This window comes from Paraburkholderia oxyphila NBRC 105797 (assembly GCF_000685075.1).
Classification (GTDB): domain Bacteria; phylum Pseudomonadota; class Gammaproteobacteria; order Burkholderiales; family Burkholderiaceae; genus Paraburkholderia; species Paraburkholderia oxyphila.
Genome location: NZ_BAYD01000155.1, coordinates 1 through 18,575, shown reverse-complemented (window position 1 = coordinate 18,575; position 18,575 = coordinate 1). Strand labels below are relative to the sequence as shown.

Annotated in this window: 17 protein-coding genes and 1 pseudogene; 11 read left to right on the top strand and 7 right to left on the bottom strand. The window is 65.1% G+C overall.

All coding sequences use genetic code 11. The annotated features are described in order from the left end of the window. Positions 1-41 precede the first annotated feature (41 nt). From BO1_RS55455 to BO1_RS44985, 3 genes are read right to left on the bottom strand one after another with little or no spacing between them, the layout of a single operon-like run. Complete coding sequence (locus tag BO1_RS55455) at positions 42-1,370, bottom strand: Zn-dependent hydrolase (protein ID WP_084688775.1); 1,329 nt, start codon at positions 1,368-1,370, stop codon at positions 42-44. Then, a complete protein-coding gene (locus BO1_RS44990) occupies positions 1,363-1,923 on the bottom strand; it encodes an L-2-amino-thiazoline-4-carboxylic acid hydrolase (protein ID WP_084688774.1) in 561 nt (186 codons plus the stop codon). Before BO1_RS44990 ends, BO1_RS55455 begins: the two co-directional genes overlap by 8 nt. A 19-nt stretch (positions 1,924-1,942) precedes the next feature. Then, complete coding sequence (locus tag BO1_RS44985) at positions 1,943-3,124, bottom strand: branched-chain amino acid ABC transporter substrate-binding protein (protein WP_043288976.1); 1,182 nt, start codon at positions 3,122-3,124, stop codon at positions 1,943-1,945. Positions 3,125-3,354: 230 nt separating this feature from the next. Between BO1_RS44985 and BO1_RS44980 the strand changes: the two genes are divergently transcribed. Next, on the top strand, positions 3,355-4,302 hold the full coding sequence (locus tag BO1_RS44980) for a LysR substrate-binding domain-containing protein (protein ID WP_028223181.1): 948 nt from the start codon (positions 3,355-3,357) through the stop codon (positions 4,300-4,302). 64 nt (positions 4,303-4,366) lie between these two features. Here BO1_RS44980 and BO1_RS44975 read toward each other — a convergent pair whose 3' ends face one another. Further along, complete coding sequence (locus tag BO1_RS44975) at positions 4,367-4,816, bottom strand: hypothetical protein (RefSeq protein ID WP_156992765.1); 450 nt, start codon at positions 4,814-4,816, stop codon at positions 4,367-4,369. 460 nt (positions 4,817-5,276) lie between these two features. Here BO1_RS44975 and BO1_RS44970 point away from each other — a divergent pair, with 460 nt between their 5' ends. Further along, positions 5,277-5,546: an ESPR-type extended signal peptide-containing protein gene (locus tag BO1_RS44970; protein WP_028223179.1), complete on the top strand. Its 270-nt coding sequence runs from the start codon at positions 5,277-5,279 to the stop codon at positions 5,544-5,546. Positions 5,547-5,615: 69 nt separating this feature from the next. On the opposite strand, the gene BO1_RS44965 is transcribed toward BO1_RS44970, so the two are convergent. After that, positions 5,616-6,431, bottom strand: coding sequence for a nucleotidyltransferase domain-containing protein (locus tag BO1_RS44965; RefSeq protein WP_028223178.1), 816 nt, complete (start codon positions 6,429-6,431; stop codon positions 5,616-5,618). A 63-nt stretch (positions 6,432-6,494) separates the two neighbouring features. Next, on the bottom strand, positions 6,495-7,718 hold the full coding sequence (locus BO1_RS44960; RefSeq protein WP_028223177.1) for an RtcB family protein: 1,224 nt from the start codon (positions 7,716-7,718) through the stop codon (positions 6,495-6,497). A 351-nt stretch (positions 7,719-8,069) separates the two neighbouring features. Between BO1_RS44960 and BO1_RS55450 the strand changes: the two are divergent. After that, positions 8,070-9,347 (top strand): annotated as a pseudogene (locus tag BO1_RS55450) (ShlB/FhaC/HecB family hemolysin secretion/activation protein); the annotation flags it as partial. A 63-nt stretch (positions 9,348-9,410) separates the two neighbouring features. On the opposite strand, the gene BO1_RS61925 reads toward BO1_RS55450, so the two are convergent. Beyond that, the gene (locus BO1_RS61925) at positions 9,411-9,854 is read right to left on the bottom strand and encodes a hypothetical protein (protein WP_084688776.1); all 444 of its coding nucleotides are present in this window, start codon (positions 9,852-9,854) and stop codon (positions 9,411-9,413) included. A gap of 394 nt (positions 9,855-10,248) precedes the next feature. On the opposite strand from BO1_RS61925, the gene BO1_RS44950 reads away from it, so the two are divergent. The 8 genes from BO1_RS44950 (at position 10,249) to BO1_RS44915 (ending at position 18,537) form a co-directional block, all read left to right on the top strand. Further along, complete coding sequence (locus BO1_RS44950; protein WP_218002869.1) at positions 10,249-11,937, top strand: 5-guanidino-2-oxopentanoate decarboxylase; 1,689 nt, start codon at positions 10,249-10,251, stop codon at positions 11,935-11,937. Positions 11,938-12,167: 230 nt separating this feature from the next. Then, positions 12,168-13,265 carry an ABC transporter substrate-binding protein gene (locus BO1_RS44945; protein ID WP_028223175.1) on the top strand — a complete coding sequence of 366 codons (1,098 nt, stop codon included), beginning with the start codon at positions 12,168-12,170 and terminating at the stop codon, positions 13,263-13,265. 4 nt (positions 13,266-13,269) lie between these two features. Continuing rightward, positions 13,270-14,184, top strand: a complete 915-nt coding sequence (locus BO1_RS44940) for an ABC transporter permease (RefSeq protein WP_028223174.1) — start codon at positions 13,270-13,272, stop codon at positions 14,182-14,184. After that, positions 14,184-15,026, top strand: coding sequence for an ABC transporter permease (locus BO1_RS44935; protein ID WP_028223173.1), 843 nt, complete (start codon positions 14,184-14,186; stop codon positions 15,024-15,026). The genes BO1_RS44940 and BO1_RS44935 overlap by 1 nt, the downstream gene beginning before the upstream one ends. A gap of 39 nt (positions 15,027-15,065) precedes the next feature. Next, positions 15,066-16,142 carry an ABC transporter ATP-binding protein gene (locus BO1_RS44930; RefSeq protein WP_028223172.1) on the top strand — a complete coding sequence of 359 codons (1,077 nt, stop codon included), beginning with the start codon at positions 15,066-15,068 and terminating at the stop codon, positions 16,140-16,142. A gap of 64 nt (positions 16,143-16,206) precedes the next feature. Further along, positions 16,207-17,070, top strand: coding sequence for a transporter substrate-binding domain-containing protein (locus BO1_RS44925; protein ID WP_084688773.1), 864 nt, complete (start codon positions 16,207-16,209; stop codon positions 17,068-17,070). Positions 17,071-17,113: 43 nt separating this feature from the next. Then, entirely contained in the window at positions 17,114-17,884 is a 771-nt protein-coding gene (locus BO1_RS44920) for an amino acid ABC transporter permease (protein ID WP_028223170.1), read from the top strand. Then, on the top strand, positions 17,881-18,537 hold the full coding sequence (locus BO1_RS44915; protein ID WP_028223169.1) for an amino acid ABC transporter permease: 657 nt from the start codon (positions 17,881-17,883) through the stop codon (positions 18,535-18,537). The genes BO1_RS44920 and BO1_RS44915 overlap by 4 nt, the downstream gene beginning before the upstream one ends. Positions 18,538-18,575 lie beyond the last annotated feature (38 nt).

Genomic DNA, 18,575 nt, shown 5'->3' with positions numbered 1-18,575 from the left:
CCGCGAAAACAAGTTAAGGCCAACACGCGCAGCGCCCAGTATCAACACTCTGAGCGATCGCGATCCAGCATGGCACTCTCCAGCATGGCACTCTCCACCATGACATGCAGCAGCACGTTAGCACCGGCCTCAGCCCATTCAGGCGTAATCGCCTCAGCCTCATTATGGCTAAGCCCATCCACACACGGCACAAAAATCATGCCGGTAGGCGCAACTCGCGCGAGATAGCACGCATCATGCCCCGCACCCGAAACAATATCCTCGTGAGGCAAATCTAGCCTCTCTGCTGCCCGCCGCACGGCATCAATACACACCGCCGCAAACGGCACCGGCGCATAATCAAAGATCTGCCTGATCGTATGCCCAAGCTGCGCCTCCCGCGCCACGCGCCCCAACTCAGCGCGCAATTGCGCATCCATCTCAGCCAACACACCCGAATCCGGATGCCGAAACTCCACCGTAAAAAAGCAACGCCCCGGCACGGTATTCCTCGAATTGGGCTTCACCTCAACCATCCCAACCGTAGCCCGCCCATGTGGCGCATATTTACGGCCTAGCGCCTCGACAAACATGATCATGCGCGCCGCACCGGCCAGCGCATCGCGCCGGAGATCCATCGGCGTAGTCCCCGCATGCGCATCCACGCCTTCGAGCTCGATCTCATACCAGCGCTGCCCCTGCCCCGCCGTGACCACGCCAATGGTCTTCCCACTGCGCTCGAGAATCGCGCCCTGCTCGATATGCAACTCATACGCGGCGTGCACGGGCGTGCCGCCCACCGGCTCCTCACCCGCATAACCGATCTGCGCAAGCGCCTCGCCGATCGTCATACCCGACGCATCGGTACGTGAAAGCCCGTATTCCAGCGAATACACGCCCGCATAAACGCCCGACGAGATCATCGCGGGCGCAAAACGCGAGCCTTCCTCGTTGGTCCAGATCACCACCTCGAGCGGGTGGTCGGTCTGCACGCCCGCATCGTTGAGCGTGCGGATCACTTCAAGCCCGCCCAGCACGCCATAAATGCCGTCGTAGCGCCCGCCGGTCGGCTGAGTGTCGGCGTGCGAGCCGGTCAGCACCGCGGCGGCTTCCGGGTTACGTCCCGCGCGGCGCGCGAAGATGTTGCCCATCTGGTCGACACGAATCGCGCAGCCCGCCTCGCGCGCCCATTGCACGAACAGGTCGCGCCCTTCACGGTCGAGCTCGGTGAGCGCGAGCCGGCAGACACCGCCTTTGGCAGTCCTGCCGATCTGCGCCATGCGCTCGAGCGAGTCCCACAGACGCGCGCCGTTCACGCGCAACGCGGTGGAGTTCGCATCCGCTGCTTCATAGACTGCGCGAGGCGCGGCCTGCTGAGAGCGCTCAGTCATCGGCGTGCTCCTCGCCCGGTTCGGCCGGCTTCACGTCGCGCATGCGGTAGCGGAAATCGCAACGCTTGCCGCCTTGCATGATGGTGCTCGTGCGCGTGAGCTCGACGCGCGGGTCGTAGCCCGCGATGAACTCGCTGTCGCGCGCGCAGCTCAGCAAATGGCCAATCTCGCCAAGGCCCATCGCGTGATACATCTCGGCGTAGGCGCAGCGTTTCACGTTGTAGTCGTAGGCTTCGTCGTCGGCGCGCAGCGTCTCGACTTCGAGCGCATCGTCCTTTTCCCAGAGCACCTGCAGCGCGACGAACGACGCGATGCTCGTGCCGTTCGGCTCGCGCGCTGCGAACTGACGCCCCGCATCGACAGCCGCGCCGCGCACGCCTTCGGCGATCACGGCCTGGGCGCGCTCGGCGCCGAAGTCGCGCTTGAGAATCTCGTAGATCGGCTTGATGATTTCCGCTTCGATGCGCCGGCGCGCGAGAATGCCGAGCGTCTCGCCGTTCACGCCGGTCTCGTCTGCGACGCTGTCGCCCTGTGCGCCATGTTGCTGTGTCATCTTCGTCTCCTCAATGCATTTAGCGGGCAGCGGTCTTGGCCAGCGTCTTCGCCGGCGCACCGCCGCCGAGCACGTCCACCACGGCCCACTTGCCGTCCTTCACCTGATAGATCGTGTAAGCGGGATCCACGAGATTGCCTTGCGCATCGAAGGCGATCGCGCCGGTCACGCCGTCGCGATGCATCGCGTGCAGCGTCGCGACGATCTTTTTCGGCGCAACCGAATTGGCCTGCTGCGTGGCCGCGATCAGCGTCGCAGCCGCGTCGTAGGCGAACGGCGCGTGTAATTCGATCGGCGCGTGCCAGCGCGCGCGGTATTGCGCATCGAAGGCCGCGCCGCCCGGCATGCGCTCGAGCGGACGGCCCGGCTCCAGTGCCGTGACGCCGTCACCGGCGGGACCGGAGAGCTTGAGGAAGGTCTGGCTCACGAAGCCGCCCGCGCCAAGCAACGGCGCCTGGATATGCAGCTGACGCATGCGGCGCACGAGCGGCGCGGCCTCCACGTCGAGGCCGCCGAAAAAGATCAGGTCGGGACGCTTCGCCTTGATGGTCGTGAGCACGCCGCTGAAATCGAGCGTCTTGTCGGTCACGTACTGATGATCGATCACGTTGCCGCCGTTGGCCTGCACGCCCTTGATGAACTGGTTTGCGAGCCCCGCGCCGAACGCAGTCTGATCGTCGATCACGGCAATGCGCTGGGCCTTCAGCGTTTTCACGGCGTAAGCGCCCGTGTAGGCGCCGCCATCGTCGTCGTGGCCCATGATGCGAAACGCCGTGTCGAAGCCCTGCAGCGTGTACTGATGGCCCGTCGAAGCCGGCGCGATCTGTGCAATGCCCGCGTCGTGGTAGACGCGCGCGGCCGGCACGCTGCAACCGGTGTTCCAGTGTCCGACCACGCCAATCACATGGCGATCGACGAGTTGCTGTGCGACCGTGACGGCCGTGCGCGGATCGGACTGGTCATCGACGCTCACGAGCTTGTAGACGACAGGCTTGCCCGCGATGCCCGGATGCTTCGCATTGGCGTCGTCGATGGCGAGTTGTGCGCCGTTTTCCAGATCCTTGCCGATGCGCGCGGATGCGCCGGTCAGCGGCGCGGCGAGCCCGATCAGTACCACCTGTTCGTCCTGAGCGTGCGCGACGCCCACGAAAAGCGACGCGGCAAGCGTGGCGGCCGGCAACAGCAGAGTTTTCTTTTTCATGTCGATCGATCCCGATGAGCCTGTGGGGCGGGCGCGGCTCGCCGTCCATCTGGATGACGTGCGGCACGCGGCCTCGAATACTGAAAAAGATTAATCTTTTGCGTGCAACGGCCTAAATTACGTTTGGTTCGATCGATATGCCGACGCGCCATCATGGCGCTTAATCCGCTGTTTTATATGGACAATTCCGCTGACACGAGCACCACGCACGCTTCGATATAATTCGACACATGAATAAAATTCAGCATATCGTCGACGACCCGCCGCTGCGGGCGGTCCGCGCGTTCGAGGCGTTCGCGCGTCACGGCTCGGTTGCGGCGGCTGCACGCGAGCTCGAGGCGTTCGCGCGTCACGGCTCGGTTGCGGCGGCTGCACGCGAGCTCGAGATCACGGCTTCGGCCGTCAGCCATCAGCTGCAATTGCTCGAAACCTTCGTGCAGACGCCGTTGACGGTGCGCAGCGGCCGCGCGCTCGTGCTCACCGACGAAGGCCGCGACTACTACCGCTCGATCAGCGCGGCGTTTTCGGTGCTGCGCAGCGCCACGGGATTCGTGCGCGAGCGCTCGGCGCGCCGCCAGATCACGATCAGTCTGATTCCGCTCTTCGGCATGGGCTGGTTCATTCCGCGGCTGCACGACTTTCTGGCGGCCAACGAAGACGTGGACGTGACGGTGCTCTACGCGAATCACCGCAATTACCGCAGCGACGCCGCGGATTTATCGATCCGCTTCGGCACCGGCGACTGGGTCGGCTATACGAGCACGCCGCTCATGTCGGGCGCGGTCGTGCCGGTGTGCACGCCGCGCTTTTTGCAGCGCTACGGGCCGCTGCGCAAACCGGCGGATCTCGCGGGCGTGCCGCTCGTGCATGACGAGGATCGCAGCACATGGGCGAACTGGCTGCAGGGCGCGGGCGTGCGCCACCTCCCGCGCACCGAGGGGCCGCTGTTCGAAGACGGCCAGCTCACCCTGAGCGCCGCGCTCGCCGACCTCGGCGCGGCGCTGATGCGCGCGCCGCTCGTCTCGCGCGAGCTCGCATCGGGCGCGCTGCGCAAGCTCTTCGATCATGAACTCGACGACGGGCGTCACTACTACCTGTGCTGGCGCGCCGATGCCGAAATGCCGGACGGCGCGCAGCGGCTTGCGCAGTGGCTGCTGGAACAGATGAAGGGGCGTTGAGGACTGTGGGTTCGCTGCGCATCGTGGGTGCCGGTGCCCAGGACCCTATGGCAAGTGCCGACGTTCACGGGTGAGCCACCAGGCTCACCTGGTTGAGAATCACCCCCCAAGGCCCGACGGTTTCCGTCACGCGCAGCATCCCAGTGCCAGGCTGCCTGGGCAAGTGCCAGCGCGGGCCGCAGACCGTGATCCGGCCTCGCAGAGCCTCGTCATGGAAGGCGATACCGTAACTGCAGTATTTCCAGCCGCTAGTCACCGAGTACGGAACCAGCACGGTGCGGACCTGCGTGGCGGTTTGGTGCGCCACCAAGTTTAGCGACAGGCTGGCAATGAGAAGCCCCCAAACCGCCCCAATCGCAACGCTGCCCAGCAGGCGAGTCAGGGGGCCGTCCCCGATGCGCCAGCACACATCGCGCAGCAGCGGGATAGCGGCGATTCCGCCTGCCAGGCCGCCAGTGACCAGCAGGATGTGCGTGACTCGGTCCGGCGCAGCGTAAACGTCACGCGTGAACAAGTCAAAGATTAGCATAACGAATAGCTGACCCAAGCCAACCGCCAACGCTCGTAGCACGGGCCCCCACTTGCGACGCGGTGCGGACAATACAACAGGACGGTGCAGCCACGGCATCAGCGTTAAGTCCGCGCCAACGTACCCACACTGCTGAGCAGGCGGTCCGTGAAGGGCAACTGCACTTGGCACAGGCCGCCGGAACAAGGTGAAGATGGCGCCACGGGTTCAATCTCTTTTTCTATGTCCGAATCTACGGAGAGTTGATCCACAAAATCGATGAAGGGCTTTTCGCCATATCCATGTTTTTTTTCGCCCGCGCAGGCTACACGAGTTCTTGACCGTGCTCGATAAGACAAGTCCGATTTACCCAAATCCGTTGTTTCCGACACCTTGTCGCATCTCGGAAAGCGTTGCGCAACGCTAGTTTACAGGCCTGCAAAAATAAGCATAACAAAGGCCGTAGATGAACAAGAATCGCCACCGCCTCGTGTTCAGCAAAACTCGGGGAATGCTCATTGCCGTCGAGGAATCCGGCCCGGCCAAGGCCGGAGGCGTGGCGCTCGTTAGCAGTATTGCAGCAATTGGCGGCTTCTTTTCCCCAACGGTCGTCGGCTGGGTCAAGACGGAAACGGGCAACCTCTACTACGGCCTGTCCAGCATAGGCGTGATCGCTATGGTGGGCGCGATTGTGCTGATCGTCGGGATCCCGCGGCGGCTGATTCAGAGCCGATAAATGCCTGTTGCCTTATTTTCGGCAAATAGAAGGGCGGCGAAACACCAAAAGCGTCGCGCCGCCCTTCCATCATGTGCCTTCGAGCACATCGAGCAAGAACGCGTCGAGCATCGCCACCTCGCCCCATGGCCGCTTGTATTCGCGTTCGAGTTCGGCGTCGGCGAGCATCGATTCGATCAACGCATGGATCGCTGGCCGCCGCGGCCCATACTCTCCTTCGCCAGCACGCATCTTGAGTTCAACCAGCGCGTCGAGTTCCGCGAGCACGGCCGGGTCATGCACGGTGCCGGCAACAAGATCGGCAAACCGCGTCGGCGGCATGCCGAGCCCCATGTCGACATACCTCGCAGCGAGTAGCGGTCTCAGCACATACAGATATTTTTTGAACCGAACCGTGTCGCCCTGCAGATATCCGCGAAAGTTCTTCTTCGCCATCGACAAGTAATGATGCCGGCCGCGCAGCGGTGAGAAGAACGCCGAAGCAAGCGACTTTAGCCGCGGCGTCCAGCGCGCGTCCTCGCGATATACGACCGGCGAGTCGAGCCATTCGAGCAGCGTTGGATTCGATCGATGCAACAGTTGCAGCGCTTTTCGCAATTCCCAACCGCTGACGTCCAGTACATCATCGAGTGGCCTTTCGATCACGTCTCGCTGCGGCTCGACGCGCAAGTACCAGTCGCGCCGGTGTGCGTAAACGAAGCGCACGTCATAGTCGCTGTCCGGCGACGCAAAACCCCAACCCCGGCTACCCGATTCGCACGCGAACAGGACGGTCACGTCGTGACGGCGTTCGATATCCGCGAGCTCGGCCAGAACACGTGCACGGACGTCTGGTGCGACTGGGTGCTCACTGCGCACCTTATTTAGTTCTTCTTTGCAATTCATCACCTATCCTTTTCGTTGTGCGCATGCGCCGAACCTCCGCCCCGACGCCGCGCCATCCCCGCCCTACCCCTTCACACACACCACCTGACGCAGCGTGTGCACCACTTCAACAAGACTGCTCTGGGCCGCCATCACCGCATCGATATCCTTGTAGGCCATCGGGATTTCGTCGACCACGCCCGCATCCTTGCGGCACTCCACGCCTTCGGTCGCCTTCACTTGATCCGCGACCGTGAAGCGGCGCTTCGCCTCGGTCCGGCTCATCGTCCGCCCCGCACCGTGGCTGCACGAGCAGAAGCTCTCCGGATTGCCGAGCCCACGCACGATGAAACTCTTCGCGCCCATTGAGCCCGGGATGATGCCGAGTTGCCCCTTCTGCGCAGAGACCGCGCCCTTGCGCGTGACGAGCACGTCTTCGCCGTAGTGCCGCTCCCGCTGCACGTAGTTGTGATGGCAATTCACCGCGTGTTCGTCCACGCCGAAAGGCTTGCCGATCACATTGCGCGCCGCGCCGATCACCGCTTCCATCATCACCTGCCGATTGCGCCGCGCGAAATCCTGCGCCCAGCCAACGGCTTCGACGTAGTCGTCGAAGTGGCGGCTGCCCTCGGTGAAGTACGCGAGATTGCGATCCGGCAGGTTGGCGATGTGCTGACGCATGTCGTGCTGCGCGAGTTCGATGAACAGACTGCCGATCGCATTGCCAACGCCGCGCGAGCCGCTGTGCAGCATGAACCACACGCTGTCGCTTTCGTCGAGACACACTTCGATGAAGTGGTTGCCCGTGCCGAGCGTGCCGAGATGCGCATAGTGGTTCGTCTTCTCGAGCTTCGGATACTTGTCGACGATGCGCCGGAATCCCGGTTGCAGCGCTTTCCACAGCTCGTCGACGGCGGCCGGCGCACGCTTGCCCCACGCCCCCGGATCGCGCCGTCCTGGCGAGCGGCCGTGCGGCACTGCGCGTTCGATGGCGCTGCGCAGCCCCACGAGCGAGTCCGGCAGGTCCGATGCCGCCAGCGTGGTGCGTACCGCCATCATTCCGCACCCAATATCGACGCCCACAGCAGCCGGGATGATCGCGCCCTTCGTAGGAATCACGCTGCCAATCGTCGAGCCCTTGCCGATGTGCACATCCGGCATCACCGCGAGGTGCCGGAAAATGAAGGGCAACTGCGCGGTGTTGCGCAGTTGCGTGCGCGCGTCGTCCTCCACGGCGACGCCGTTCGTCCACATCTTCACCGGCTTGCCATGCGCCAGTTCCATCACCTGATAGTCCAGTTCGGTCATTTCACTATCCAATCCGTTCATACCCGGCGGCGTGCCGCTCGTGCGGCGCGCTACCTTTTTCATTGTGCACCCTTGATGCTAACTCCGTGGGGACGCCGATTAGACGGCATATGACGAGTCTGCGTCGCAAATTCCCCACGCCTCCACACAAGCCTTTGACACTCGTCGTGCATCCCTTCCTTGCCGCTTGACGAGATACCGGTTGCGCTCGACCCTCGCGAAGCCAGCTTTTTTAGCTCGCTCAGGCTTCGCTCCAGACCAACGAACACGGCACCGTCCTGCATCTAATCGACCGCAAATGTCAATTACGCAGGCTGTAGTCCAAATACGAATAACGATTCAAACCACACAATGAAAACCCTCAAGAGGCTCGCGGCTTTGCCGCTCACAGCCCTGGTCACGCTCGCATCCCACGCGCAGCACACGCCCGTCCCGCCCAACGAAGCCCTGGGTGGCGCAAACACCGAGCAGAACCAGCAGCAACGGCGCGACGCACAGCAACGCGAGGCCGCAGTCTCAGCACCCGCCGTGCGCTCCGATCTTCCGAAGATCGAAGCCTACCCCGGCCTTCCCCACGAATCTCCGTGTTTTCGCATCGAGCATTTCGCGCTGAACGTTCCTGAAACCCTGCCCGCCACCACGCAAACCCGTGGCGCGTCCGCCCTGCCGCAAGACCCGTTCGCCTTCGCGCACGAATGGCTCGAACACTACGCGGGCCAATGCGTCGGCAAGGAAGGCATCGACATGCTCACGAAGGGATTGCAGCAGGCCATTCTCGCCCGCGGCTATGTCACGACGCGCGTGCTCCTGCAGCCACAAGACCTGACCACCGGTAGCCTCACCTTCGCGCTCGTGCCCGGTATCGTGCGCAACATCGGCTACGCCGACCCGTCGATCTGGGGAACATGGAAGACCGCCTTCCCGGCCCGCAGCGGCGATCTGCTGAACGTTCGCGATCTGGACCAGGGCCTCGAGCAGATGAAGCGCGTCCCGAATCAGGACGTGACGATGGAAATCCGGCCGACCGACGTGCCGGGAGAAAGTGACGTAGTGCTAACGGTCCAGCACACGAAACCGTGGACCTTCGTCGCATCGGTCGATAACAGCGGCACGGATGCAACGGGCAAATGGCAAGGCAATATCAGCCTGGGGCTCAATAACCCGCTTGGGCTGAACGATATCCTCTCGCTCGGCGCGAATCAGGACTTGTCGTTCGGGAACAAGTCGCTTGGCACGCACGGCTTCAATGGCTCGTATTCCGTTCCTTTCGGGTACTGGACCGCCACGCTTTCAGGCAACACGAACACGTATTACCAGGACATCGCGGGCGTGAACCAGACGTTCGTTTCGAGCGGCAATTCGCAAACGGCCGCACTGCGGCTCGCGCGCGTGCTTTCGCGCAGCCAGAACGACGTGCTGGGCGGCTATGTGCAGCTATCAAAGCGTTTTGGCGACAGCTTCATCGACGACACGACTATTCCCACGCAGGCGCGCAACAACACGTTCCTCGAATTGGGCATGACGGACCGCCATTACTTCGGCGCGTCGCAGTTCGACGGCACGCTCGCGTATCGCCAGGGCATCGGCGGCTTCGGTGCGACTGCTGACCCGTATCCTGACGGCCCTACACCAGATGACGGCGGCGTTCTAGGCGCTGCCTGTCTGGACTCGATACCGGGAGGCCGGTACGGCTCAGTCGTAGTGCTTGTTGTACTTCTTGTGCTTCTTCTTGTGCTTTCCGCCGTGGTAGTCATCGTCGGAGTGCGAATTATTGCGCGAGACGTTGCCACCCAGAGCGGCACCCGCGCCGCCACCCACCGCGGCGCCCACGAGGCTGCCAGTCGTGCCGCCCATCGCATTGCCTGCGGCTGCGCCGGCCCCGCCGCCCAGTGCGCCGCCAACCACGGCGCCGGTGCGCTCCTGCTTGCTCGACGTCACGGCGCCGCCGGCGCCGCCGCCCACTGCTCCGCCGATCACGGCGCCCGTGCTGCCGCCAATCGCGTTGCCAACCGCCGCGCCCGCGACTCCGCCCGGCGCGCCGCCCACGGCATTGTTCATATCGCCCGCTGCGGCGGGCAGAGACGCCACCGCCATCGCAGCGGCAACAGCCGTCGTTCCTGCAATCTTCTTCAGCATTGACTTGTCCTTTTTTAGATGCAGGGACAAGTCTAACATTTAATCTGAAAGCATAATGTTAGAAAATATTAAACGACGCGAAAATGACCGCATTGCCGGTCAATTTGCAGGCTTCCCACCTCAAATCGACGTGCATGCGACACGCGATCATGTCGCCTCCGAACCGTCATGACCGGAATCTGGCTGACGAAAAAGCGCGTCATGCATCGGCCTCTCGCAAGCGTTGCCTCGCCCTGATCCCGACATAGCCCCATCGCGGCGCCATGACAAAAGCGCATGCGCGCCATGAGAACTAATCGATTGTTTCCCGAGCGTTCCGGCCTCGACAATGGCTCGACGAATCGCGCCCTTGCGGCACGCGTGAGACCCACCACCGGAACCAAAGCGACAATCGATGAATTCCACAGCCCTTTCCCCCTGCTGCGAAGAAGCGCCTGTACGCCTGGCCCCGCGCCAATCCATACCGACCTGTGGCGAAGCGCTCGTCACCCTGCTCGAGCGCTACGGCGTCGAATTCGTGTTCGGCATTCCCGGCGTGCATACCATCGAGCTCTATCGGGGCCTCGCTGCTTCGTCGATCCGCCACGTCACGCCGCGCCATGAACAGGGCGCGGGCTTCATGGCGGACGGCTACGCGCGCGTCACCGGCAAGCCCGGCGTCTGCTTCATCATCACCGGGCCCGGCATGACCAATATCGCCACCGCCATGGCGCAGGCGTATGCCGATTCGGTGCCGATGCTCGTGATCTCCAGCGTCAATGCGCGGCGCGAGCTCGGCAGCGGCGATGGCCGTCTGCACGAGCTCCCTTCGCAGCGCGACGTGTTCGCGGGCCTCACCGCGTTCTCGCATACGCTGCTCGACGCGGCCGAGCTGCCCCAGGTGCTCGCGCGCGCCTTCGCGGTTTTCACGAGCCAGCGGCCGCGCCCGGTCCATATCGAGATCCCGCTCGACGTCATCGTCGCGCCGGCCCCGAGCCTTGCGGGCACACCGGTCGTATTCGCCACGCGGCCCGCGCCCGATGCCGCGGCGCTCAAAGCCGCGGCGAGGCGCCTCGCCACGGCGAAGCGCCCGCTGATTCTCGCGGGCGGCGGCGCGGCACACGCGGGCGCAGCGCTGTGCGCGCTCGCCGAGCGTCTGCAGGCGCCCGTCGCGCTCACCATCAACGCGAAGGGCCTGCTGCCGCCCGGCCATCCGCTGCTGCTCGGCTCGACGCAATCGCTGCCCGAAACGCGCGCGCTCGTGCGCGACGCCGACGTCGTGCTCGCCATCGGCACCGAGTTGGGCGAGACCGACTACGACACGCTCTTCAATGGCGGCTTCACGATTGACGGGCAGCTGATTCGCGTCGATATCGACGCCGCGCAGGTGATGCGCAATTTCCGGCCCGACGTGGCCATCGTCGGCGATGCCCGCGAGGCGCTTACGAGCCTTGGCGCCGCGCTCGAGACCAGCGTGCTGAGCGCGCCGTCCCCCACATGGGGCGCCGCGCGCGTCGCGGCCGTGCGCGACGCCATCGCGGCCAGCCACGACGCGCCGATGCGCGCCCAGGCGCTGCTCATCGAGACGATTGCCGACGCGCTGCCCGACGTGGTCGTGGTGGGCGATTCGACGAGCCCCGTCTACGTCGGCAATTTCACCTTCGATGCGCACGCGCCGCGTACGTGGTTCAACTCGTCGACGGGCTACGGCACGCTCGGCTACGGCCTGCCCGCCGCGATCGGCGCGAAGCTCGCCGCGCCGCAGCGTCCGGTCGTTTGCCTGATCGGCGACGGCGGGCTGCAGTTCACGATGCCCGAGCTCGCCAGCGCCGTGGAGGCCGCCGTGCCGGTGGTCGTGATCATCTGGAACAACCACGGCTATGGCGAGATCCGCAAATACATGAGCGCGCGCGACATCACGCCCGTAGGCGTCGATCCGTACACGCCGGACTTCATCACGCTCGCACGCGGCTTCGGCTGCGCGGCGCGCACGGCCGCCGACCCCGCCGCGCTGCGCGAAGCGCTCGAAGATGCGCAAGCCTCTCGCGTACCCATGGTCATCGAGATCCGCGAGGCGGACTGGTTCGCCAGGGTAATCGATTAATCGCGGCGGGCCGCCTGGACACTCGGTGCGAAATGGCGCACTCCCGCGCCACCGCGGCTTCTCCGCCTGCGCCATGAGGGATTCTCATGGCGCCCATGAGGAGAATTCGATTGTTTGGGAAATTTGGCCTGCCTACATTGGCTTCACACCCCGCAGCACTAGTGCAGCACTAAAGCCGCATCAAAGCGGCAACAGGCTCAATCGAGGCCGCGTCGTTCAAGGAGACGATCATGCAAGACTTCAAACCCGGTAGAAGACAAGCAATGAAGGCCATTGGCGCGACGCTCGCCGCATCGGCCCTGCCCATGCCGTTCATTCAGACGGCCAGGGCGCAGACCTCCAGTTTCGCGGGCAAGACGCTGCGCCTCTTGACCTGGTCGGACGACACGGGCACGGCCGCGCTGCGCAACATCGCGCAGACCTTCAGCAAGGCCACCGGCGCGAAGGTCATTGCGGACCGCGCCGACGGCACCTCGGGCATGGTCGCCAAGGTCAAGGCCGCGGGCGATCGACCCACCTACGACGTGATCACGCTGGCAGGCGTGGGCGCCTCTGGGCTCGCCGATGCGGGCCTGCTGCTGCAACCCGACACCAGCAAGCTGCCGAATCTCAAGGACGTGCCCGCAGCTTATCGCACTGGTGCGAACGGCTTTGGCGTGGGCTACCTGCTCTGGTCGGACGGCCTCGTGTACAACACCTCGACCGTGAAGACGCCGCCGGCGAGCTACGAGGCGCTTTGGGATCCGAAGTATTCGGGCAAGATCTTCCTGCCGCCCCCCGAATGGGCCGAAGCCGTCGACCTCACCATCATCGCGGCCAAGCTCGCGGGCGGCTCGCAGCAGAACATCGAGCCGGGCTTTCGCAAGCTCGCGGAGTTGAAGGACCGCGTGATGACGCTCGGCGAAAACCCGAATCAGGTGGCCGACCTGTTTCGCACGGGCTCGCTCGACATCGGCGGCATCTACTCCGCCGCCTTCTTCCCGGAGCAGATCCGCAAGCCCGAATACAACATGGGCATCACGTACGGGATGAAGGAAGGCTTCGCGACCCAGCTGATGTTCACTGTGATCCCGAAGGCGCATCCGGGCGATCTCGATCTGATCCACGCGTTCATCAATCATTCGCTCGACGCGGGCGTGCAGGGCCGCATGGCGGCGGACGTGCTCAACGGCCCCGTCAACGGCCGCGCCGTGATTCCGGCCGAAAGCCGCGCGTTCGTGCCCTCGCCCAAGCAGATCGCCGAAAAAGCCGTGCTGCACGACGACAAGGCGCTTGCCGCCGTGCAGGCCGCGTGGATCAAGCGCTACACCGGCCTGTTCGCCGCATAACATCATGTCCGCCCTCACCTCCTCCGCCGCGCGGCCGGCGGCACCCTCTGCGGCCCGCGGCGGCGACCAGCCGGCGCTGCCGGGCGTGCCGCCCTGGCTGCTGCTCGCGCCGATCCTCGTCTTTCTCGCGGTGCTGATCGCCGCCTCGCTGGCCGTGCTGCGCCTGAGCTTCGGTGTGCCAGGCAACGAGTGGCATACCTACACGCTGCAGAACTACGCGGATCTCGCCGATCCGTATTTCCTCAAGTCGCTCTGGCTCACGCTGCGCCTCGCGTTCCAGAGCATGGTCTGCGCGATGCTGCTCGCGATTCCGGTCGCGCTGGCGATGGCCCGCACCGAGTCACGTTTCGCGCGCCGCCTGATGCTCGCCTGCGTGCTGCTGCCGCTGCTGGTGAACCTGCTGCTGCAGGGCTACGGCTGGCTCGTGATCCTCGGGCCGGCGGGCCTGCTCAATCATGTGCTGAAGGCAGTCGGGCTCGCCCAGCATCCGGTGATCTGGCTCTATCGCGAGCAAGGCGTGCTGCTCGGCCTCATTCAGACCGCGTTCCCGCTCGCCGTGCTGCCCATGTCGAGCGCGCTGCGCGCGGTCTCGCGCACCTTCGACGAGGCCGCGGCCACGCTCGGCGCCTCGCGCTGGCAAACGCTCTGGCACGTGACGTTGCCGCTCGCGATGCCCGGCATCGTGTCTGGCGCGCTGCTCGTGTTCGCCTACAACGCGAGCGCGTTCGCGGTGCCGCTACTGCTGGGCGGCCGGCGCGTGCCGATGCTCTCCGTGCTCGTGCACGATCAGGTCGCGCCGCTGCTGAACTGGCCGGCCGCTTCGGCCTCCGGTGTCGTGCTGATGGGCGCGACGCTCGCCGTGATGGCGTTCTCGCAGCGCCTCGCGCGCCGCCTCCACCGCTTCGAGGAGTCCCGCTGATGAACCGCATCCTGTTCGGCGCCGCCCTGCCGGGCCGGCTCGGCCGCTCGACCGGCCTCGCCGCGACGCTCGTGCTGTTTCTCGCCGCGCTGCCGATCCTCACGATGGTCGCCATGTCGTTCGGCACGACGGACACGCTCGAATTTCCGCCGCAGCATTTCGGGCTGCACTGGTATCGCGCCGCGTGGCAGACCTTCGTCTCACCCGACGCCACCGACACGCTTTCGATGGGCACCGCGCTCACGACGAGCCTGATCGTGGCGGTGGCGACGATGATCATCTCGACCGCTGTCGCCGTGCCCGCCGCCTACGCGCTCTCGCGCTACCGCTTTCGCGGCCGCGCGCTGGTCGAGCAGCTCGTGGCGCTGCCCGTCGTTTATCCGCTCGTGATGCTCGGTCTCGCGCTGCTGCTCGTGTTCAACACGCTGCCGTTCGAGCTCGGCATGGTGCGCCTGATCGTGGCCCACGTGATCCTCACGCTGCCGTTCACGGTCAAGAACTGCGCGGCCTCGGTGGCGTCGATCGGCCCCGAGTTCGAGGAAGCCGCCTGCCTGATGGGCGCAAGCCCGCGGCGCGCGCTCTTCGATGTCGTGCTGCCGCTCATGCGCGCCGGCATTCTCGCGGGCATGCTGTTCGCGTTCATCGTGTCGTTCAACGAGTTCACGGTGACGTTCTTCCTCTACAGCATCGACACCATGACGCTGCCCGTCTGGCTCTACAGCCGGACCGTCTCGTCGCTCGATCCCACCGTGTTCTGCTTCGCGGTGTTCACCGTCGCGATCGACTTCGCGCTGATCTGGATGCTCGAGAAGCTGGTTGGCGACAACGGCGTCGCACTCTGAGCGCATCCCACCGCACGCTACCCGCTCCAAGGAATCACGATGACCCAACTGATACTGCACGACGTGACGAAGCGCTTCAACGACGCCTATGCCGTCGATCACGTGAACCTCTCCGTGCCCGATGGCAAGCTCGTGTGCTTCCTCGGCCCCTCGGGTTGCGGCAAGACCACGCTGATGCGCATCATCGCCGGGCTCGAGACGCCCACCTCCGGCTCGCTGACCTTCGAAGGCGTCGACCTCACACGTGTGCCCGCGAACCGGCGCGACTTCGGCATGGTGTTTCAGTCGCTCGCGCTCTTTCCGCACATGACGGTGGCGCAGAACATCGCGTATCCGCTGCGGCTGCGCAAGACCGACAGCGCGACGCAAGCGCGCCGCGTGGCCGAGCTGCTCGAGATGATCCAGCTTCCGCACATGGCGGGCCGGCTCGTCACCCAGCTTTCCGGCGGCCAGCGCCAGCGCGTGGCCATTGCGCGCGCGATCGCGGCGTCGCCGCGCCTGCTGCTGCTCGACGAACCGCTTTCGGCGCTCGATGCGAAGCTGCGCGAAGCGATGCAGGTGGAAATCCGCCTGCTGCAACAGCGCCTCGGCATCACCACGATCATGGTCACGCACGACCAGCGCGAAGCGATGACGCTCGCCGACGAGATCGTCGTGATGGAGCAAGGCCGGATTCAGCAGATCGGCAAGCCGCTCGACATCTATCGCGACCCCGTCAACGAGTTCGTGGCCGACTTCATCGGCCTCGGCAACATCCTGCCCGTCACGGCCGCGGGCGACCAGATCGTGCTGCCCGGCGGGCAACGCCTCGCGATGCCGGCGCCCGCCGCGGGCCGCGCGCCGGCCAGTGGCCAGGACGTGCGCCTCCTGATCCGCCCCGAGGATGTGTGCGTACGCACGGGCGAGCGCGGCGCCGCCACCAACACGCTGCGCGGCGTCGTCACCTTCGTGCGCGACGTGGGGGTCTCGATCGAGGCCACCATCGACTGCGAGGGCTTCACGCTGACCGCCGCCACCACGCCGCGCGAAACGCCTGGCCTGCACACGGGCATGCCCGTGTTCGCCGAACTGCCGGCGCACGCGTGCAAGCTCATTGCCGCCCGCGCGCCACATTGATTTGCCCGACGCCCCGCTTCACCACACCCGACTCACGACACCCGATTCATCGCAGGAGCCCACCATGAACGCCTCGACCCACGCCACCCTTCGCAACCTTCGCAACCTTCGCAACCTTCGCAACCTTCGCACCCGCCGCGCCCGCAACCTCGTGGCCCGCGCCGCCGCCACGCTCGCGTGCCTCGGCGGCCTCGCCGCCGTCGCCCTGCCCGCCCATGCCGACGCGCTCGACACCATCGCGAAGTCGGGCGTCGTGCGGATTGGCGTGTTCGAGGACTATCCTCCGTTCGGCTCGATCGGCCCGGACATGAAGCCGCAAGGCTATGACATCGACATGGCCGCGCTGATCGGCAAGGCGCTCAACGCCAAGGTCGAGCTCGTGCAGGTCACCGGCGACAACCGCATGGCCTACCTGGCCGACCACAAGACCGACATGCTGCTCTCCGTGGGCCAGACGCCGGAGCGCGCGAAGGTAATCGACTTCTCGCGGGCCTATGCGCCGTACTACCTTGCCGTGTTCGGCCCGAAGAACCTGCCCGTGAAGAACGCTGCCGATCTCGCCGGCAAGACCGTTGCGGTCGCGCGCGGCACGCTCGAGGACCTAAGCGTGAGCAAGGTGGCGCCGGCGAGCGCGACGATCAAGCGCTTCGACGACCCGAACGGCGCTATCGCCGCGTTCCTCTCGGGTCAGGCGCAATTGCTCGTGGTAGGCAACGACGTGGGCGCGACGATCATCGCCCGCCATCCGTCGATCGACCCCGAGCAGAAGTTCTCGCTGTTCAGCTCTCCCGATCATGTCGGCCTGAACAAGAACGAGCCGCGCCTGATGCAGAAGGTGAACGAAGCCATTGCCGGCGCGAAGAAGAACGGCTCGCTCAACGGCATCTCGCAGAAGTGGCTGCGTGCCTCGCTGCCGGCCGACCTCTGATGCGCCGCGCTCGCCCGCCCCTTTCCGTTTCCGAGGCACCGCAATGAGCTATGTCTTCGATTTCAGCGACATCGGCACGTACGCCGGCATGCTGGTGCGCGGCACCGGCGTCACGCTGGGCCTGACCGCCGTGTCCACGCTGCTCGGCGGCCTCGTCGGCACCGCGGGCGCGGCGATCGCCATGGCGGGCCCGCGCTGGGCCCGCGCGGTGGTTGCGGCCTATGTCGAGCTGATCCGCAACACGCCGTTTCTCGTGCAGTTGTTCTTCGTGTTCTTCGGCTTGCCGAGCCTGGGCCTGCATATCGACGAGGTGCAGGCCGCCGTGCTCGCGATGACGGTGAACCTGGGCGCCTATGCCGTCGAGATCCTGCGCGCGGGCATCGACTCCGTGCCGCGCGGGCAGTTGCAGGCCGCCATGGCGCTGGGATTGCGCGGGCGCCAGGTATTCGGCCACGTGGTGCTGCCGCAGGCGCTCGCGAACGTGTTTCCGGCGCTCGTGGGGCAGGTGCTGATCGTGATGCTCGGCTCGGCCGTAGTCTCGCAGATCTCGGTGCAGGACCTCACCTATGCCGCGAACTATATCCAGTCGCGCAACTTCCGCGCCTTCGAGATCTATATCGTCGCGACGGCGATCTACCTGCTGCTTTCCATGGCGCTGCGCTGGCTGCTCAACCGCCTTGGCGCACGCCTCTTTGCGGGCCGGCTGCCGCACGGCGCCGCTGCCGCCCGCGCGGGGCGCCGCAGACGCGGCCTGTTCGTCTGGCGCGCCAGCGCGGCCATGAAGACAGCGATCAAGACGGAGGGCATGCAATGATCGAGTTCACCACCTGGGACATCGCGTACAACCTGCTGCTGGCTGCGCGCTGGACCGTCGTGCTTTCGCTGGCCGCTTTCGTGGGCGGTGGCCTCGCCGCACTCGGGCTGCTCGCGATGCGGGTCTCGCAGCGGGCCGCCTTGCACCGTTTCGTCAACGGCTATGTCGAAGTCTTTCAGGGCACGCCGCTTCTGATGCAGCTGTTCCTCGGCTTCTTCGGGCTGCCGCTGCTTGGTATTGACGTCACGCCTTGGGCCGCTGCCATCGTCACGTTGACGCTCTATACGAGCGCCTATCTCGTCGATATCTGGCGCGGCTGCGTCGAAGCCATCCCGCGCGGACAGTGGGGCGCGGCCGCGAGCCTCGGTATGACCTGGACGCAGCAGTTGCGGCATGTGATCTGGCCGCAGGCCTGGAAGATCGCCGTGCCGCCCACGGTCGGCTTTCTCGTGCAGGTGGTGAAGAGCACCGCGCTTACCTCCATCATCGGGCTTACCGAGCTTACCAAGACCGGGAATATCATCACCAATGCTGTGTTTCGGCCGTTTCCCATCTATGCGATGGTCGCGTTGATCTATTTTGCTATGTGCTTTCCGCTGACTTGGTATGCGCGTGTGCTCGAACGACGCTATCGTGCCGCGAAAGTGCGTTGAAACTTCATTTCTCTGATGCGTTTGAGGTTTGATTGAAT

What these genes read in the sequence shown, in the direction of transcription:
- BO1_RS44980 (WP_028223181.1), top strand. Translation starts at nt 3,355, where the DNA reads ATGAATAAAATTCAGCATATCGTCGACGACCCGCCGCTGCGGGCGGTC.
- BO1_RS44950 (WP_218002869.1), top strand. Translation starts at nt 10,249, where the DNA reads ATGAATTCCACAGCCCTTTCCCCCTGCTGCGAAGAAGCGCCTGTACGC.
- BO1_RS44915 (WP_028223169.1), top strand. Translation starts at nt 17,881, where the DNA reads ATGATCGAGTTCACCACCTGGGACATCGCGTACAACCTGCTGCTGGCT.
- BO1_RS44960 (WP_028223177.1), bottom strand. Translation starts at nt 7,718, where the DNA reads ATGACCGAACTGGACTATCAGGTGATGGAACTGGCGCATGGCAAGCCG.
- BO1_RS44990 (WP_084688774.1), bottom strand. Translation starts at nt 1,923, where the DNA reads ATGACACAGCAACATGGCGCACAGGGCGACAGCGTCGCAGACGAGACC.
- BO1_RS44970 (WP_028223179.1), top strand. Translation starts at nt 5,277, where the DNA reads ATGAACAAGAATCGCCACCGCCTCGTGTTCAGCAAAACTCGGGGAATG.
- BO1_RS44965 (WP_028223178.1), bottom strand. Translation starts at nt 6,431, where the DNA reads ATGAATTGCAAAGAAGAACTAAATAAGGTGCGCAGTGAGCACCCAGTC.
- BO1_RS44935 (WP_028223173.1), top strand. Translation starts at nt 14,184, where the DNA reads ATGAACCGCATCCTGTTCGGCGCCGCCCTGCCGGGCCGGCTCGGCCGC.
- BO1_RS44940 (WP_028223174.1), top strand. Translation starts at nt 13,270, where the DNA reads ATGTCCGCCCTCACCTCCTCCGCCGCGCGGCCGGCGGCACCCTCTGCG.
- BO1_RS44925 (WP_084688773.1), top strand. Translation starts at nt 16,207, where the DNA reads ATGAACGCCTCGACCCACGCCACCCTTCGCAACCTTCGCAACCTTCGC.
- BO1_RS61925 (WP_084688776.1), bottom strand. Translation starts at nt 9,854, where the DNA reads ATGCTGAAGAAGATTGCAGGAACGACGGCTGTTGCCGCTGCGATGGCG.
- BO1_RS44945 (WP_028223175.1), top strand. Translation starts at nt 12,168, where the DNA reads ATGCAAGACTTCAAACCCGGTAGAAGACAAGCAATGAAGGCCATTGGC.
- BO1_RS44985 (WP_043288976.1), bottom strand. Translation starts at nt 3,124, where the DNA reads ATGAAAAAGAAAACTCTGCTGTTGCCGGCCGCCACGCTTGCCGCGTCG.
- BO1_RS44920 (WP_028223170.1), top strand. Translation starts at nt 17,114, where the DNA reads ATGAGCTATGTCTTCGATTTCAGCGACATCGGCACGTACGCCGGCATG.
- BO1_RS44930 (WP_028223172.1), top strand. Translation starts at nt 15,066, where the DNA reads ATGACCCAACTGATACTGCACGACGTGACGAAGCGCTTCAACGACGCC.
- BO1_RS55455 (WP_084688775.1), bottom strand. Translation starts at nt 1,370, where the DNA reads ATGACTGAGCGCTCTCAGCAGGCCGCGCCTCGCGCAGTCTATGAAGCA.